Source organism: Allobosea spartocytisi (assembly GCF_014764685.1).
Lineage (GTDB): Bacteria > Pseudomonadota > Alphaproteobacteria > Rhizobiales > Beijerinckiaceae > Allobosea > Allobosea spartocytisi.
Genome location: NZ_JACXWY010000003.1, coordinates 116383 through 133364, shown reverse-complemented (window position 1 = coordinate 133364; position 16982 = coordinate 116383). Strand labels below are relative to the sequence as shown.

Sequence of the window (16982 nt, the reverse complement as noted above, 5' to 3'; positions counted from 1 at the left end):
TCCGCGCGCCCGCCATGCCGACAATAGGGTACGTGCGCGATTTCGCAGCCGAGGTTCATGAGCGCTCATACAACCCGCCCGGAGACGACGAGCAGCCTGGTCGAGATCGACCAGCGCTCGCGCGAGATCTTTCGCCAGATCGTCGACGGCTACCTGACGACCGGCGAGCCGCTCGGCTCCCGCAACATCGCCCGCCTGCTGCCGATGGCGCTCTCGCCCGCGACGGTGCGCAACGTCATGACCGACCTCGAGCTTGCCGGGCTGATCTATGCGCCGCACACCTCGGCGGGGCGCCTGCCCACCGAACGGGGGCTGCGCTTCTTCGTCGATGCGATGATGGAGGTCGGCAACCTCACATCCGACGAGCGCAAGCGGATCGAGGCCCAGATCCGGGCGGCGGCGAGTCATCACAGCCTCGACCAGACACTGACGGAGGCTTCCGCGCTGCTGTCAGGCCTCTCGCGCGGCGCCGGCGTCGTCGTCACCACCAAGGCCGATCCGCGGCTGAAGCACATCGAATTCGTCCGGCTCGATCCTGCCCGTGCCCTGGTGGTGCTGGTTTCGGAAGACGGCGCGGTCGAAAACCGCCTGCTCGCCTTGCCGCCGGGCCTGCCCGCCTCGGCCCTGACGGAAGCCGCGAACTTCCTCAATGCTCGCATCCTCGGCAAGACGCTCGGCGAAGTGCGTGGCGAGATCGGGGCGCAGCGCGCGCTGATGGAGCGTGAGCTCGACGCGCTCACCGCCCGCCTCGTCGAAAGCGGCATCGCCACCTCCTCGGGCCCGAGCGGCGATCGCCACCTGATCGTGCGCGGCCAGGCCAATCTGCTCGACGATCTCAGGGCGCAGGAGGATCTGGAGCGCATCCGCATGCTCTTCGGCGATCTCGAGACCCAGACCGACGTGATCGATCTGCTCTCCCGCGCCGAGGAGGGCGACGGCGTCCGCATCTTCATCGGCTCGGAGAACAAGCTGTTCTCGATGTCGGGTTCATCGATGGTGGCGGCGCCCTTCCGCGATGCCGAGCAGCGTATCGTCGGCGTTGTCGGCATCATCGGCCCGACGCGGCTGAATTATGCCCGCATCGTCCCGATGGTCGACTATACCGCCAAGGTCGTTGGCCGCCTGCTGGACGGCAGCCGGTGACGCACTGGCTGCGGGCTTTAGCCCTTGGAGCTTGCCTGATGACGACCGCTGCCGCTCATGCCGCCTCCGATCTGCTCGCCGCTGCCGAATCCGGAAGAACGGCCGAGGTGAAGGCCCTGATCGCGAAGGGAGCCGATCTCGAAGCGCGCGACTCGCAAGGCCGCACGGCGCTCCTCCTCGCTGTCGCCGGCAACCATGTCGAAATGGCCAGGGCCCTGCTCGCCGCCGGTGCGAGCCCCAACACGCAGGCCGCCAACCACGACACGCCCTGGCTGCTCGCCGGTGCCTCCGGCCGCACGGACATCATCGCGGCGATGTTGCCGCTGAAGCCCGATCTGCGCTTGCGCAACCGCTATGGCGGCAATGCGCTGATCCCGGCCTGCGAGCGCGCCCATGTCGAGACGGTGAAGCTGCTCCTGACCAGCGGCATCGACGTCAATCACGTCAACGATCTCGGCTGGACCTGCCTCTTGGAAATCGTGATCCTCGGCGATGGCGGCCCGCGCCATCAGGAGGTGGCGAGGCTCGTCCTCGCCGCAGGCGCCGATCCGAACCTCGCCGATCGCGACGGCCTGACGCCGCTTGCCCATGCTCGAGCGAGGGGACAGGCAGCCGTGGCTGAATTGATCGAGCAGGCGGGCGGCCGGGCGAAGCGCTGAGTTGGCTTTGAGGGCGGAAGCGGCTATCGAGCGCGGAAAGCAATCGTTTCCGTATCGCAGGTTCCGCCATGTCCGACCAGCTTCCCGACCGTCTCTCCGTCAATCCGGACAGCCCCTTCTATGATGCCGACGTGCTGGCACGCGACATCGGCATTCGCTTCAAGGGCGTCGAGAAGACCAATGTCGAGGAGTATTGCGTCTCGGAAGGCTGGGTGAAGGTCGCGGCCGGCGCCGCCAAGGACCGCTTCGGCCGGCCGATGACGATCACCCTCAAGGGCCCGGTCGAGCCTTATGTGCGCGGCGAGGCCAAGGAAGGCTGAGGCAGCCCGAGCGACCGCCTTTCATTCTCGGGCGGGCGCGCAGCGGCGACCCGAGAAACTCTCCCAGAGGACGCCGGAGCCTCTTCCGGCGTGAGATGCTCGGGTCGAGCCCGAGCATGACGCCTGTCCTCAGACGAGATCCTTGTAGAAAAACGTCGAGCCGCATTCGGCCCCGTCCGGCATCAGCGCGAAGCGCGGGATGGTGCCGAGCTCCGTCCAGCCCAGCCGGTTGTAGAGCCTTCGCGCGGCACCGTTCTCATCCGTGTCGAGCACCAGCAGGTTGCGTCCCCTTTCTCGGGCGATGGCCTCGGCCCGGCTCATCAGCGCCTCGCCGATCCCCTGCCGGCGCGCACGGGAATGCACCAGCACCTTGGCGATCTCGGCGCGATGCGGCTGGTTGGGCTTGCCGATCAGATGAAGCTGCGCCGTGCCGACGATCCCGTCCGCATTGCGGGCGACGAACAGCACGATCTGTCCTCCCGCGACGCCAGCCGCGACATCGCGCCAGAAGCGCTCGTAATCGGCGGCCGTATTCCAGTCCATGAAGCCGACCGAGGCGCCGTTGGCGACGCAGTCGCGCAGAATCTCGGCCAGCGCCGGCAAGGCGGCCTCAGCAGCCGGAGCGTCGAGGATGTCGATGGCGGTGGTCATGGCGAGAGCGTTCATGCGGCATGTCCCGGAAAAGTACCGCTGCCCGCGGTGAGGATGACGGCGTAGCGCACGGGCTCGGCGCCTGGATTGCGGTAGGTGATCGGGCCGCGCAGATGCATCTGCAGGCAATCGCCTTCGGCGAGAGCGTGACTTGTGCCTTCGACCGTCAGGTCGAGCCGGCCGCGCAGCACCCAGATCTGCTGGTCCAGCGTCGGCGCGCCGGCAGCGCTGTCGAGCCGGACCTCAGCACCCCCCGGCAATTCCACCTCGACGATCTCGAAGCTGGAGCCGGTTCCGCGCGGCGAGACGTTGCGGCGCAGATAGCCGCTCGCCGGATCGCGCCAGACCGGTTGCGACGCGCGGCGCGACAGCGGCCCGGTGCCGGCCTCGTCCTCCAGCAGGGCGGAGAGCGACAGCCCGAGCCCGGAGCCGAGCCGGACCAGCACCGTCGCGGTCGGACTCGATTCGCCGCGCTCGATTCGCGAAATCATGGCGCGGCTGACGCCGGTGCGCTGGGCAAGCTCGTCCAGCGTCAGGCCGTGGCGCTGCCGGGCGGCCTTGAGCCGTTCACCCAGCCGGCGGTCGATATCGGTGTCGCTCTCGAATTCCATGAATGTGAGAATAATTCTTATATATTGGAATTGGCAAGATGCTTTCTTAAGCCTCCAAAACCTCCGCCTTCATCCCGGGCGACCGAAGGGAGACCCGGGGTCCATGCCGGGGCGTTTCCGATGACGGTTCAGGGATGGATCCCGGATCGGCGCCGCTTTGCGGCTTGTCCGGGATGACCGGTGTGGTTCTCGCGCCAGCACATGGCTTTGATGCCCCCTGAATCGCGCAACCGCTTGGCGCAACGCGGCTTCACTGCTATGGCGCGCGCATGAGCACCCGTACCATCGACAACATCCGCAACTTCTCGATCGTGGCCCATATCGACCACGGCAAGTCGACGCTGGCTGACCGGCTGATCCAGCAGACCGGCACGGTCGCCGCACGCGACATGAGCGAGCAGATCCTCGACTCGATGGATATCGAGAAGGAACGCGGCATCACCATCAAGGCGCAGACGGTGCGGCTCGACTATCAGGCGAAGGATGGCAAGACCTACATCCTGAATCTGATGGATACCCCCGGCCACGTCGATTTCGCCTATGAGGTCTCGCGCTCGCTGGCGGCCTGCGAGGGCTCGCTGCTGGTGGTCGACGCCTCGCAGGGCGTCGAGGCGCAGACGCTCGCCAACGTCTATCAGGCGCTCGACGCCAACCACGAGATCGTCACCGTCCTCAACAAGATCGACCTGCCGGCCGCCGAGCCGGAGCGGATCAAGCAGCAGATCGAGGACGTGATCGGGCTCGATGCCTCGGAAGCCGTACCGATCTCGGCCAAGACCGGGCTCAACATCGAGGGCGTGCTGGAAGCCATTGTCCAGAAGCTGCCCGCCCCGAAGGGCGACCCCGACGCGCCGTTGAAATGCCTGCTGGTCGATTCGTGGTATGACGCCTATCTCGGCGTCGTCGTTCTCGTGCGCGTCATCGACGGCGTGCTCAAGAAGAACATGACCATCCGCATGATGCGGGCCAAGGCGTCCTACGGCGTCGACCGCGTCGGCGTGTTCAAGCCGAAGATGCTGGAGGTCAAGGAACTCGGCCCTGGCGAGGTTGGCTTCTTCACCGCCTCGATCAAGGAAGTCGCGGACACCGCCGTCGGCGACACCATCACCGACGACAAACGGCCGATCGCCGAGCCGCTGCCGGGCTTCAAGCCGGTGCAGCCGGTGGTGTTCTGCGGCATCTTCCCGGTCGATGCCGCCGATTTCGAGGTGCTGCGCGCCGCCATGAGCCGGTTGCGCCTGAACGACGCCTCGTTCTCCTACGAGATGGAAACCTCCGCCGCGCTCGGCTTCGGCTTCCGCTGCGGCTTCCTCGGGCTGCTGCATCTGGAGATCATCCAGGAGCGGCTCGAACGCGAGTTCAACCTCAACCTGATCTCGACGGCGCCATCGGTCGTCTATCGCCTCAAGCTGCGCGACGGCACGTCGATCGAGCTCCACAACCCGGCCGACATGCCGGACGTGATGAAGATCGAATTCATCGAGGAGCCCTGGATCAAGGCGACGATCTTCACGCCCGACGAATATCTCGGCTCGGTGCTGAAGCTCTGTCAGGATCGCCGCGGCATCCAGACCGACCTCTCCTATGTCGGCTCGCGCGCCAAGGTGGTCTACGACCTGCCGCTGAACGAGGTCGTGTTCGACTTCTACGACCGCTTGAAGTCGATCTCGAAGGGCTATGCCTCCTTCGACTACGCCATCACCGACTATCGCGAGGGCGACCTCGTGCGCATGTCGATCCTGGTCAATGCCGAGCCTGTCGATGCGCTCTCGATGCTGGTCCATCGCTCGCGCGCCGATGCGCGCGGCCGCGCCATGTGCGAGAAGCTCAAGGAGCTGATCCCGCCGCATATGTTCCAGATTCCGGTCCAGGCGGCGATCGGCGGCAAGATCATCGCCCGCGAGACCATCCGCGCGCTGCGCAAGGACGTCACCGCCAAATGCTATGGCGGCGACGCCACCCGCAAGCGCAAGCTTCTGGAGAAGCAGAAGGAAGGCAAGAAGAAGATGCGGCAGTTCGGCAAGGTCGAAATCCCGCAGGAAGCCTTCATCGCCGCCCTCAAGATGGACGATTGAGCGCGTAGCACTCGCCGTTCCCAGCAAAAACTCGACCGTCATCCCGGACGCAGCGAAGCGGAGATCCGGGATCCATGCCTGAAGCTTCATCTCAAGCGCTCTGGCATAGATCCCGGGTCAAGCCGGGATGACGCGGAGGTTCTGGTGTTGACTGGAAGCGTCAGACGCTCTCGCGTCGATAGGCCGCGCGGTAGCGCGCATAAAGCCGCTGATAAGCCTCGCTCCACTCGGCGCGCGGCGTGACCACCCTCTCCAGCGCCGGCGGCTTGCATAGCGCCTCCGGCGCCTCGCCGGTGACGGCAAGCCGCGCCAATCGCGCCGCCCCGAAGGCACCGCCTCTTTCGCCGCCGGCGCGGTATTCCAGCGGCCGGTCGAGGATCGCAGCCAGAATTTCGCCCCAGAGCGCCGAGCGCGCCCCGCCGCCGATCACGCTCAGCGTCTCGATGCGCGGCCCCACTGCCTCGAGGGCGGCGAGCCCGTCGGCGAAGCTGAAGCCGACGCCCTCCAGCACGGCCCGGCCGAGATCGCTGCGCCGCGTGCCATGGGTGAGCCCGGCGAAGAGTCCGGTCGCCTGCGGGTCGTTGTGCGGCGTCCGCTCGCCGGAGAGATAGGGCAGGAAGACGACCTCGCCCGGCCGGTCGGTCTCGTTGGCAATCTCATCCAGCAGTGCCGCTTCCGTCGTGCCGGTCACGCCGCTGACCCAGCTCAGGCTCGAAGCGGCGCTCAGCATCACCGCCATCTGGTGCCAGAGGCCAGGCAGGGCATGGCAGAAGCTGTGCACCGCCTGCGCGGGATTGGCCGAATAGGCGGCGCTGGTCGTGAAGATCACGCCGGACGTGCCGAGCGACAGAAAGCCTTGCCCCGGCGTGATCGCGCCGATGCCGACAGCGCCGGCCGCATTGTCGCCGGCCCCGCCCGCGACGATGACGCCTTTCGGCAGGCCCCATGCGGTTGCGAGCGCGTCACGCAATACCCCGCCGGGCTCGCTGCCCTCGACGAGGCGCGGCATTGCCGTCTCGGAGAGCCCGGTCGCGTCGAGCATCGCTTGCGACCAGCGCCGTGCCGCGACGTCGAGCCAGAGCGTGCCGGCGCTGTCCGACATCTCGGAGATCGGCTCGCCGGTCAGGCGCAGCCGCAGATAATCCTTCGGCAGCAGCACCTTGGCGATGCCGGCGAAAATCTCGGGCTCGTGCCGCTGCACCCAGACCAGCTTCGGCGCGGTGAAGCCGGGCATGGCGAGGTTGCCGGTGATCGCGCGTGAGCGCGGTTCGCGCTCCTCCAGCAACCGGCACTCGGCGCCGCTGCGCCCGTCATTCCAGAGAATGGCCGGGCGCAGGACCCGGTCCTGCGCATCGAGCAGCACGGCGCCATGCATCTGGCCGCTGAGGCCGAGACCGCGCGCTCCCGCCATCTCCGCCGGCCGTTCAGCCTTGAGCCGCCTGAGCACTCGGTCTAGCGCCTGCCACCAATCCTCGGGGTTCTGTTCGGACCAGAGCGGCTGTGGCCGCGAGACGGTGAGCGGCTCGCTCGCCTCCGCGACGACGCGCTCGTCCGTGTCGACAAGCACGGCCTTGAGCGAGGAGGTGCCGAGATCGATGCCCAGGAACATCGCCGCGCCTCAGATGAAGCGCTGCACGAGGTTCTCCAGCATCTCCTGCCGCCCCGACACGGGATGCGGCTCCGGTCCGGCAGCCGCCTTCTCGGCGATCTCCGCGAGCGAGAGCCGCCCGGCGAGGATGTCCTGTCCGAAGCCGCCGTCCCAGCCGGCATAGCGGCGCGAGACGAAATCGGCGAGGCCGCCATCCACGATCAGCCTCTCGGCGTTGAGCAGCGCTCGCGCCAGCAAATCAAACCCGCCGACATGGGCATGCAGCAGGTCGATGGCATCGATCGACTGGCGCCGCACCTTGGCGTCGAAATTGAAGCCGCCGGTCTTCAAGCCCCCCGCCTGCAGGATGCGGTAGAGCACCAGCGTCATCTCGTTGAGGTCGTTCGGGAACTGGTCGGTGTCCCAGCCGTTCTGGGGGTCGCCGCGGTTGATGTCGAGACTGCCGAGCAGGTCATGCGCCAGCGCATAGGCGATCTCATGCTCGAAGCTGTGGCCGGCGAGCGTCGCGTGGTTGGCCTCGATGTTAAGCTTCACCTCGCCGACGAGATCGTAACGCGAGAGAAAGCCGTGCACCGTCGCGGCGTCGAAATCATATTGATGCTTGGTCGGCTCGCAGGGCTTTGGCTCGATCAGGAGCGTGCCGGTGAAGCCGATCCTGTGCTTGTGCTCGACGACCAGCGCGAGGAAGCGGCCGAGCTGGTCGAGTTCGCGCTTCAGATCGGTGTTGAGCAGCGTCTCATAACCCTCGCGTCCGCCCCAGAGCACGTAGTTGGTGCCGCCGAGCCGCTTCGTCACATCGAGCACGGCGCGCACCTGCGCGGCGGCATGGGCGAAGATGTGCGGGTCGGGATTGGTCGCGGCGCCCGCGGCATAGCGCGGATGCGAGAACAGATTGGCCGTGCCCCAGAGCAGTTTCACCCCCGTCCGCTCCATATGCCCGGCAAAGCGGTCGGCGATGGCATCGAGATTGGACCAGCCTTCGCGGATGCTGCGCCCCAGCGGCACGGCGTCGACATCGTGGAAGGCGAAATAGGGTGCGCCAAGCTTGGCGAAGAAGTCGAAGGCGGCATCGGCCTTGGTTTCCGCCATGGCGAGCGTATCGGGCCCGCCGAGCCACGGCCGTTCGAAGGTGCCGCTGCCGAAGACGTCGCTGCCGGGCCAGCAGAAGCTGTGCCAATAGGCCACGCAAGGGCGAAGGATCTCCGCCATCGGCTGACCCAGCACGAGGCGATCAGGCTCGTAGTAGCGATAGGCCAGCGGGTTGCGGCTCTCCGGTCCCTCGAAACGGATCGCGGGCAGATCGGTGAAATAGCTCATGGCGTTCCCTCGGCTTGGAAGCTCGGGCCTGCACCTGCGAGGCTTGGAGAAATGCCTCGATATTTCAGGTGTGACCCATCATTTTGAGTTGCGCACATCTAATCCCGTCTTTATCGCTTTGGGAAGGGGAGGGTGGCGCATGGCGCGGACCACGCTGCAGGATGTCGCGAGCGAGGCAGGGGTCAGCCTCGCCACGGTCGACCGCGTGATGAACGGCCGTTCCGGCGTCCATGCTCGCACCGTCGAGCGCGTCCAGGCAGCGGTGAAGGCGCTCGATTTTCATCCGGATCGCCACGCCTCGCGGCTGGCGCGCGGCCGCGACTACGATTTCCGGATCATCCTGCCCACCGGCGAAAACGACTTCATGAAGATGTTGGAGGGCGAGTTGCGCGAGACTGGCGCGCGGCTGCGGCATGAGCGGATCAAGCTCTCCGTGCAGCAGGTCGACGTCTTCGACGGCCCCCTGCTGGCCGCCGCCATCGAGGAATTGCCCGCGACGATCGACGGTCTTGCCGTGGTGGCGCTCGATCATCCCGCCGTCGTCGAGGCGATCAACAATCTGGTCGCGGCCGGTGTCACGGTGCTGACGCTGGTTTCCGATCTGCCGTCGAGCCGGCGCAGCCATTTCGTCGGCATCGACAATGTCGCGGCCGGGCGCACCGCCGCCAATCTGATCGGCCGTTTCGTGCATGGGTCGGGCAAGGTCGGGCTGATCGCCGGCTCGCTGGCGCTGCGTGACCATATCGAGCGGCAATATGGCTTCGAGCAGGTCATCGCCCGCGAATATCCGAATCTGCAGGTGCTGCCGCTGCGTGAAGGGCGAGACGACAACAGTCGCGTCGAAAGCGCCGCCCGCGCCCTACTGGCCGACCATCCCGATCTCGTCGCGATCTACAGCGCCGGCGGCGGCCAGTCCGGCGTCGTTGCGGCGCTCGAAGCCTCGGGCCGGGCGCGGGAGGTCGTCTTCATCGCCCATGAGTTGACGCCTCTTGCGCGGCGCCATCTCGTGCGCGGCACCATCGACGCGATCATCAACCAGGATGCCGGCCACATGGCCCGCAGCGTCGCGCGCGTGCTGCAATCGACCCGCGAAGGCGCGCCGATCGTGCCGGGGCAGGAGCGAATCCGCATTGACGTGTTTTTGCGAGACAACTTGCCTTGAGCATGGCAATCTGAGGTACGCACCGCAAAACTGGCGAGTAAGACCTAGAGGCGGGCAGACGATGGACGGCTGAGCGGAACGGCAGTTTCCGAAAGGCCGACGGGAGGAGACGAGGGATGAAAACGATCAAGGGACCGGCGATTTTTCTCGCCCAGTTCGCGAGCGACGCCGCTCCGTTCGACTCGTTCGAGGCGATCTGCGCCTGGGCCGGATCGCTCGGCTATGAGGGCGTGCAGATCCCGAGCTGGGACGGGCGCCTCTTCGATCTGAAGAAGGCTTCGGACTCCAAGGATTATTGCGACGAGATCGCCGGCATCGCCCGCTCCCACGGCTTGGCGATCACCGAGCTTTCGACCCATCTGCAGGGTCAGCTCGTCGCCGCCCATCCGGTCTATGACGAGATGCTCGACGGTTTCGCGGCCCCGGAGGTGCGCGGCAATCCCAAGGTGCGGCAGGCCTGGGCGGTCGACCAGTTGAAGCGCGCCGCCCGCGCCTCGCGCCATCTCGGCCTCGACGCCCATGCGACCTTCTCCGGCGCGCTCGCCTGGCCCTTCCTCTACCCCTTCCCGCAGCGCCCGACCGGGCTGATCGAGACCGCCTTCGCCGAACTCGGCAAGCGCTGGCGGCCGATCCTCGACGTCTTCGACGAGAACGGCGTCGATGCCTGCTTCGAACTGCATCCGGGCGAGGACCTGTTCGACGGCACGACCTTCGAGATGTTCCTCGACCATGTCGGGCAGCATCCCCGCGCCAACATCCTCTACGACCCCAGCCATTTCGTGCTGCAGCAGCTCGACTATCTCGCCTTCATCGATATCTACCGCGAGCGCATCAAGGCCTTCCATGTGAAGGATGCCGAGTTCAACCCGACCGGCCGCCAGGGCGTCTATTCCGGCTATGCCAACTGGGTCGACCGGGCCGGGCGCTTCCGCTCGCTCGGTGACGGGCAGGTCGATTTCGGGTCGATCTTCTCGAAGATGGCGGCGAACGACTTCGCCGGCTGGGCCGTGCTCGAATGGGAATGCGCGCTGAAGCACCCGGAGGACGGCGCGCGCGAGGGTTCGGAGTTCATCCGCAGCCACATCATCCGCGTCACCGAGCGCGCCTTCGACGATTTCGCCGGTGCCGGCACCGACGAGGCCGCTAATCGCCGCCTGCTGGGCATCGGCTGAGGAGGCGCGCATGGTTATCGAAGCAGGCAGGCAGACGGGCTTCGGCCACCGCATCCGCCTTGGCATGGTCGGCGGCGGGCAGGGCGCCTTCATCGGCGGGGTGCATCGCATCGCAGCCCGGCTCGACGACCGCTACGAGCTGGTCGCCGGGGCGCTCTCCTCGGAGCCCGCACGGGCGAAGGCTTCGGCGCGCGAGCTCGGCCTCGCGGAAGAGCGCGCCTATGGTTCCTATGAGGAGATGGCCAAGGCCGAGGCGGCGCGGCCGGACGGCATCGAGGCCGTCTCGATCGTCACGCCCAATCACATGCATGCGCCGGTTGCGCGTGCCTTCCTGAAGGCCGGCATCCACATCATCTGCGACAAGCCGCTGACGACGACGCTGGCGGAGGCGCGCGATCTCGCCGCCCTTGTGCGCGAGAGCGGCAGGCTCTTCGTGGTCACCCACAACTACACCGGCTATCCGCTGGTGCGGCAGGCGCGCGCGCTGGTCGCGAGCGGCGCGCTCGGCACGCTCCGTCTGGTCCAGGTCGAATACGCCCAGGACTGGCTGACCGAGAAGACCGAGGCGACCGGCCAGAAGCAGGCCGCCTGGCGCACCGATCCGAAACAGGCCGGTGCTGGCGGTGCGCTCGGCGATATCGGCACTCACGCCTATAATCTCGCGAGCTTCGTCACCGGCCTGAAGCTCAAGGAGCTCTGCGCGGAGCTGACGAGCTTCGTCGAGGGCCGTGCGCTCGATGACGATGTCCAGATCCTCTTGCGCTTCGAGGGCGGCGCCAAGGGCGCGCTCTGGGCGAGCCAGGTCGCGCCCGGCAACGAGAACGGGCTGAAGCTGCGCGTCTATGGCAGCAAGGGCGGCCTCGAATGGGCGCAGGAGAACCCGAACCAGCTCTGGTTCACGCCCTTCGGCGAGCCCAAGCGCCTGCTGACGCGCGGCGGCGCCGGCGCCCTCTCCGAAGCCGCGCGGGTGACGCGTATCCCGAGCGGCCACCCCGAGGGTTATCTCGAAGGCTTCGCGACGATCTACAGCGAAGCGGCCGACGCGATCATCGCCGCGCGTGGCGGCGCCAAGCCCGATCCGGCCGTGACCTATCCGACGGTCGAGGACGGGCTTGCCGGCATGGCCTTCATCGAGGCGGCGGTGGCCTCCTCCAAGGCGGGCGGGCGATGGACGAGCCTCTGATCCATCACGGTGGCGCACCGCCGGGTGCCAGCCCGCCCGTGCTGGCGGCGCGGGGCGTCGCCAAGGCCTTCGGCCCGGTCGAGGTGCTGACCGATGTCGGGCTCGCGCTGGCGGCCGGCGAGGTCCATGCCGTCATCGGCGAAAACGGAGCCGGCAAATCGACGCTGATGAAGCTGATTTCCGGCCATCTCGCGCCGACGCGCGGGGCGATCGAGATCGACGGCGAGGCCGTGCATTTCGCGGGCCCCGTCGATGCCGAGAGCCGCGGCATCGTGCTGGTGCATCAGGAAATCCTGCTCGCGCCGCATCTCACCGTGGCTCAGAACATCTTTCTCGGCCGCGAATTGAAGCGCGGCCTGATGGTCGACGACCGCGCCATGAATGCGCAGGCCGCCGCGGCGCTGCGCCAGCTCGGCGTCGACATCGACCCGAGGGCGCTGGTCTCCCGCCTCTCCATTGCCCGGCGCCAGCTCGTCCAGATCGCCCGCGCCTTGGCTGTGCCGCACCGCGTCGTCATCTTCGACGAGCCGACAGCGTCGCTGACCCCCATCGAGACCGAGGCGCTGCTCAAGGTCATCCGCGCTCTGAAGGCGCGCGGCGTCGCCATCCTCTATATCTCCCATCGCCTGCCCGAGGTCGCCGCCATCGCCGACCGCATCACCGTGCTGCGCGACGGCCGGCTGATCGCGACGCGCGACGCGGACACCCTCTCGCCCGTCGAGATGGCCCGGTTGATGGTCGGGCGCGACATGGCGCAGCTCTATCCCCAGCGCAGCGAGGCGCCGCCCGGCGCTATCGCCCTGGAGGTTCGCGATCTCTCCGTGCCGGGCTTCGCGGCCGATATCTCCTTCACCTTGCGCAAGGGTGAGATCCTCGGCTTCGCCGGGTTGATCGGCGCCGGCCGCACCGAGCTGATCGAGGGCGTCACCGGCTTGCGTCCCGCCCATGGCGCGGTCTCGGTCGAAGGCAGGCCGATCCGCCTGGGATCGGTGCGCGAGAGCATGCGGGCCGGAATCGTCTATCTGAGCGAGGACCGGAAGGGAAAGGGCCTGCTGCTCGGCCAGAACCTGCGGGTCAACCTGACGCTCGCGGCGCTGCGCCGCTTCCTGCGACATGGCTTCATCGACCGGCAGGCCGAGGAGCGCGAGCTCGACGCCGCCATCGGTGCCTTCGATATCCGGGCGAGACGCAAGGAGATGCTCGCCGGCCAGCTTTCGGGCGGCAACCAGCAGAAGCTCCTGCTCGCCAAGATGATGCTGCTCGCGCCCGAGATCGTCATCATCGACGAGCCGACACGCGGCATCGACATCGGCACCAAGCAGCAGATCTATCGCTTCATCGCGAAGCTGGCGGCGGAGGGGAAGGCTGTCATCGTCATCTCCTCGGAGATGCAGGAATTGATCGGCATCTGCCATCGTATCCTGGTGATGCGCGCCGGCCGCCTCGCCGGCGAGGTCGCAGGCGAGGCGATGACCGAGGACGAAATCGTCGTCCATGCCACCGGCGTCAGTGCCATGGCGGGTGACACATCCATGAGGGCAGCCCAGCCATGACCGACGAAGCCCGGCCACTCGACCTCGACAAGGATGGCGGCCGCAGCGGCCTGGCCCGATTCTTCGGCGAGATCGACATGGCGGCGGTCGCGCCCTTCATCGCGCTCGCAGCGCTGTTCCTGCTCGGCGCGCTGCTCAACCCGAATTTCCTCACCACCAACAACCTGATGAACGTGCTGACGCGCTCCTCCTTCATCGCGATCATCGCGGTGGGTGCGACCTTCGTGATCTCGGCCGGCGGGCTCGATCTCTCCGTCGGCTCGTCGGCGGCGCTGGTCGCCGGCATCATGATCCTGTTCCTGAACGGCGGCGGGCTCGATGGCGGCACGCTGCTAATCGGCGCGGCGATGGGCGTCGCGATCCTCGTCGGTGGCCTGGCGGGCTTCGCCAACGGCGCGGTGACGGTGCTCGGGCGGATAGAACCCTTCATCGTCACGCTCGGCACCATGGCGATCTTCCGCTCGGTCACGACCTGGCTCGCCGATGGCGGCTCGATCGCGGTCAAATCCCCGGACGTCCGCGGGCTGCTGCGGCCGATCTATACCGGTACCGTCTTTGGCCTGCCGGTGCCGGTCCTGATCATGGCGGTGGTCGGGCTCGTCGGCGCCTTCATCCTCTACCGCACGGCCTTCGGTCGCCATGTCATCGCGGTCGGCTCGAACGAGGACGTCGCGCGCTATTCCGGCGTCCATGTCGGGCGGGTGCGGGCGCTGACCTATGTCATCCAGGGTGTCTGCGTCGCCATCGCGGTGATCGTCTATGTGCCCCGGCTGGGCGCGGCGACCGCGACGACCGGCCTGCTCTGGGAATTGCAGGCGATCACGGCTGTCGTCATCGGCGGCACGGCGCTGCGCGGTGGCGTCGGCCGGATCTGGGGCACGATCTGCGGCGCTTTCATGCTCGAGGTCGTCGGCAACATCATGGTGCTGTCGAGCCTGGTCAGCGAATACCTGATCGGCGCCGTCCAGGGCGTGATCATCGTCATCGCCATGCTCGTCCAGAAATCGCTGATGCGGAGGAGCTGACGCCCGCATTCCGATACGGCCGGCGGCACAGGGCTCCCGCCGGTTCCGATCCAAAGGCCCGAACCCGATAACCACAAGAAGCAAGGGAGTGAGACAATGCGCAGGATCATGATGGGCCTCGCGGCCGCCGCTCTGACGGCGACGCTTGCCCAGGCACAGCAGAAGAACGTCACCATCGCGGTGTCCATTCCGGCCGCCGACCATGGCTGGACCGGCGGCGTGGTCTATCACGCCGAGCGCGCCGCCAAGATCCTTCAGGCCAATCATCCCGGTCTCAAGATCATCGTGAAGACCTCGCCGAACGGTGCCTCCCAGGCCAATGCGCTGGAGGATCTGACGACGCAGAAGATCGACGCGCTCGTCACCCTCCCGCACAATTCCGATGAGCTCACCGACCCGATCCGGGCGGTGAAGAAGAAGGGTGTCTTCGTCACGGTCGTCGACCGGGCGCTGACGGATCCGACGATCCAGGACCTCTATGTCGCCGGCAACAATCCCGAGCTCGGCCGCGTCGCCGGCCTCTATCTCAAGGAGAAGCTCGGCAAGGGCGACATCGTCGTCATCCGCGGCCTGCCGATCGTCATCGACGAGGAGCGCCAGAAGGGTTTTGACGCAGCCATCGCCGGCAGCGGCATCAAGGTGCTGGAAAAGCAGTTCGGCAACTGGTCGCGCGACGACGCCTTCAAGGTGATGCAGGACTACCTGACGAAGTATCCGAAGATCGACGCCGTCTGGTGCCAGGACGACGACATGGCGGTCGGCGTGCTCGAGGCGATCTCCCAGGCCAAGCGCACCGACGTCAAGATGGTCATCGGCGGCGCCGGCATGAAGGAGATGATCAAGCGCGTCGCCGACGGCGACAAGATGATCCCCGTCAACGTGCTCTACCCGCCGGCGATGATCGCGACGGCACTCGAGCTCACCGTCGCGAATTTCTACGACAAGGTGCCGGTGCGCGGCCGCTACATTCTGGACGCGACGCTCGTCACCAAGGAGAATGCGAGCGAGTTCTATTTCCCCGATTCGCCGTTCTGAGCGCAGATCGGAGCGGCGGATGACCGGGAGAGTTCCTTCCCGGCAAGCTGCGATGCGGCATGAGGGCTCCGGAGCAGAGGCGCTCCGGAGCCCTTTTGCTTTTGAGATTGCATCGATTTCATACGGGAACCGCACTGTCATCCCGGGATTGACCCGAGATCCATGCCGGAACGCCACCGATCCAGGCTGGATGTCAGATCGCCTCGGCACCGAGCTTTGCCAGCCAATGGCCGAGCCGTTCCTTGAGAAGGCGGTCGCGCACATAGGCGAGGCTCTCCTCGTCGAGCCGCTCCAGCTCCTCCAGCCGGAAGGCCTCCGGCCCATGCGCGTCCCAGGCGGCCTGAAGCCCGCGATGGGTATGGCTGCGGTGGCGCAAGGTGAAGCGCAGCCGGTTCTCGATGCTGCCGAGATCGGTCGCGCGGCCGACCCAGCGCTGGCCGCTCGGCTCGCAGCGCAGCAGATAGATGCCCGCCGCCGTCTTGCGTTCCTTGTAGGCGGCAACGGCCGCCTTCTTCTCTTCACTGCGCATGGCTGGCCTCGTCGGGGGATCGAGATGCGTAATATAACCCGGATATTAATAGGGCAAGAAATTTATCCGGGTATATTGTCGGCAACGCCGCCGCTTGATCCTCGGCTCCGCTCGTCCGAAGGTTGACCGATGAGCGAGAGCGAACCTGTCCTTCTCTTCGGCGACCTGTCCGGCAAGACCGCGCTCGTGACCGGAGCTTCCGGCGGTCTCGGCCTTCATTTCGCACGGCTGCTCGCGCGCTATGGTGTCGCCGTGACGCTGGCGGCCCGGCGCAAGGCTGCCCTCGACTGTGCCTGCGCGGAGATCGCTGATGCCGGCGGGGAGGCGCAGGGCCTCGCGCTCGATGTTGCCGATGCGCGCTCCGTCCGGACAGCGCTGGAAGGCCATTCCTTCGACATCCTGATCAACAATGCCGGAATCAGCGGCGCCGCGCCGGCCGCCGAACTGGGCGAGGAGGAATGGGACCGCGTCCTCGACACCAATCTCAAGGGCGTCTTCCTGGTGGCGCAGGCGGTCGCGCGCGGCATGCGCGCCTCCGGCCGGGGCGGGGCGATCGTGAACATCGCCTCGATCCTCGGCCATCGCGTCGCCGGCGGCGTCAGTGCCTATGCCGCCTCCAAGGCGGGCGTGATTCAGCTCACCAGGGCGCTGGCATTGGAATGGGCCCGTGACGGCATCCGGGTCAATGCGCTCTGCCCCGGCTATATCGAGACCGACATCAATCGCGATTTCTTCGCCGGCGAGCCCGGCCAGAACCTGATCCGCCGCATCCCGCAGCGGCGACTGGGCCGGCCCGAGGAGCTCGACGGGGCGCTGCTCCTGCTCGCCTCGCAAGCCGGCAGCTACATCACCGGCTCGACCATCGAGGTCGATGGCGGCCACCTCGTCTCGTCGCTCTGACGGCGTCCTAATACTTGATCACGCCACAGCGCCGGAAG

General features: G+C 67.0%; 16 protein-coding genes. 11 read left to right on the top strand and 5 right to left on the bottom strand.

Translation table 11 applies throughout. The features are described 5' to 3' along the window. Nucleotides 1–57: 57 nt before the first annotated feature. The 3 genes from hrcA to IED13_RS05985 all read left to right on the top strand — a co-directional run bounded on the left by hrcA (nucleotide 58) and on the right by IED13_RS05985 (nucleotide 2122). On the top strand, nucleotides 58–1143 hold the full coding sequence (gene hrcA, locus IED13_RS05995) for a heat-inducible transcriptional repressor HrcA (RefSeq protein ID WP_051988210.1): 1086 nt from the start codon (nucleotides 58–60) through the stop codon (nucleotides 1141–1143). 38 nt (nucleotides 1144–1181) lie between these two features. Next, nucleotides 1182–1802: an ankyrin repeat domain-containing protein gene (locus IED13_RS05990; RefSeq protein ID WP_191123671.1), complete on the top strand. Its 621-nt coding sequence runs from the start codon at nucleotides 1182–1184 to the stop codon at nucleotides 1800–1802. Nucleotides 1803–1870: 68 nt separating this feature from the next. Next, nucleotides 1871–2122, top strand: a complete 252-nt coding sequence (locus tag IED13_RS05985; RefSeq protein WP_038364668.1) for a DUF3297 family protein — start codon at nucleotides 1871–1873, stop codon at nucleotides 2120–2122. Nucleotides 2123–2251: 129 nt separating this feature from the next. On the opposite strand, the gene IED13_RS05980 is transcribed toward IED13_RS05985, so the two are convergent. Continuing rightward, nucleotides 2252–2788 (bottom strand): GNAT family N-acetyltransferase, encoded by a 537-nt coding sequence (locus IED13_RS05980; protein WP_191123670.1) that lies wholly within the window; start codon nucleotides 2786–2788, stop codon nucleotides 2252–2254. After that, the gene (locus IED13_RS05975) at nucleotides 2785–3384 is read right to left on the bottom strand and encodes a helix-turn-helix domain-containing protein (RefSeq protein ID WP_191123669.1); all 600 of its coding nucleotides are present in this window, start codon (nucleotides 3382–3384) and stop codon (nucleotides 2785–2787) included. The genes IED13_RS05980 and IED13_RS05975 overlap by 4 nt, the downstream gene beginning before the upstream one ends. Before the next feature lie 269 nt (nucleotides 3385–3653). On the opposite strand from IED13_RS05975, the gene lepA reads away from it, so the two are divergent. Further along, a complete protein-coding gene (gene lepA, locus IED13_RS05970) occupies nucleotides 3654–5459 on the top strand; it encodes a translation elongation factor 4 (RefSeq protein WP_038364663.1) in 1806 nt (601 codons plus the stop codon). Between the two features lie 160 nt (nucleotides 5460–5619). Here the strand turns inward: lepA and xylB are convergent, their stop codons facing one another. Then, on the bottom strand, nucleotides 5620–7068 hold the full coding sequence (gene xylB / locus IED13_RS05965; RefSeq protein WP_191123668.1) for a xylulokinase: 1449 nt from the start codon (nucleotides 7066–7068) through the stop codon (nucleotides 5620–5622). A 9-nt stretch (nucleotides 7069–7077) separates the two neighbouring features. Next, on the bottom strand, nucleotides 7078–8385 hold the full coding sequence (gene xylA / locus IED13_RS05960) for a xylose isomerase (protein ID WP_142022331.1): 1308 nt from the start codon (nucleotides 8383–8385) through the stop codon (nucleotides 7078–7080). 139 nt (nucleotides 8386–8524) lie between these two features. Between xylA and IED13_RS05955 the strand changes: the two genes are divergently transcribed. The 6 genes from IED13_RS05955 (at nucleotide 8525) to IED13_RS05930 (ending at nucleotide 15515) form a co-directional block, all read left to right on the top strand. Continuing rightward, entirely contained in the window at nucleotides 8525–9547 is a 1023-nt protein-coding gene (locus IED13_RS05955; RefSeq protein WP_142022330.1) for a LacI family DNA-binding transcriptional regulator, read from the top strand. A gap of 116 nt (nucleotides 9548–9663) precedes the next feature. After that, nucleotides 9664–10719, top strand: a complete 1056-nt coding sequence (locus IED13_RS05950) for a sugar phosphate isomerase/epimerase family protein (protein ID WP_142022329.1) — start codon at nucleotides 9664–9666, stop codon at nucleotides 10717–10719. Nucleotides 10720–10729: 10 nt separating this feature from the next. Further along, entirely contained in the window at nucleotides 10730–11902 is a 1173-nt protein-coding gene (locus IED13_RS05945) for a Gfo/Idh/MocA family protein (RefSeq protein ID WP_191123667.1), read from the top strand. After that, nucleotides 11887–13455 carry a sugar ABC transporter ATP-binding protein gene (locus IED13_RS05940; protein WP_191123666.1) on the top strand — a complete coding sequence of 523 codons (1569 nt, stop codon included), beginning with the start codon at nucleotides 11887–11889 and terminating at the stop codon, nucleotides 13453–13455. Before IED13_RS05945 ends, IED13_RS05940 begins: the two co-directional genes overlap by 16 nt. 77 nt (nucleotides 13456–13532) lie before the next feature. Next, nucleotides 13533–14480 (top strand): ABC transporter permease, encoded by a 948-nt coding sequence (locus tag IED13_RS05935; RefSeq protein WP_248312482.1) that lies wholly within the window; start codon nucleotides 13533–13535, stop codon nucleotides 14478–14480. Nucleotides 14481–14576: 96 nt separating this feature from the next. Then, nucleotides 14577–15515 carry an ABC transporter substrate-binding protein gene (locus tag IED13_RS05930; RefSeq protein WP_038364652.1) on the top strand — a complete coding sequence of 313 codons (939 nt, stop codon included), beginning with the start codon at nucleotides 14577–14579 and terminating at the stop codon, nucleotides 15513–15515. 193 nt (nucleotides 15516–15708) lie between these two features. Here the strand turns inward: IED13_RS05930 and IED13_RS05925 are convergent, their stop codons facing one another. Continuing rightward, nucleotides 15709–16044 carry a GIY-YIG nuclease family protein gene (locus IED13_RS05925; protein WP_112761507.1) on the bottom strand — a complete coding sequence of 112 codons (336 nt, stop codon included), beginning with the start codon at nucleotides 16042–16044 and terminating at the stop codon, nucleotides 15709–15711. Between the two features lie 129 nt (nucleotides 16045–16173). On the opposite strand from IED13_RS05925, the gene IED13_RS05920 reads away from it, so the two are divergent. Beyond that, the gene (locus tag IED13_RS05920) at nucleotides 16174–16944 is read left to right on the top strand and encodes an SDR family NAD(P)-dependent oxidoreductase (protein ID WP_191123665.1); all 771 of its coding nucleotides are present in this window, start codon (nucleotides 16174–16176) and stop codon (nucleotides 16942–16944) included. Nucleotides 16945–16982: the final 38 nt, after the last annotated feature.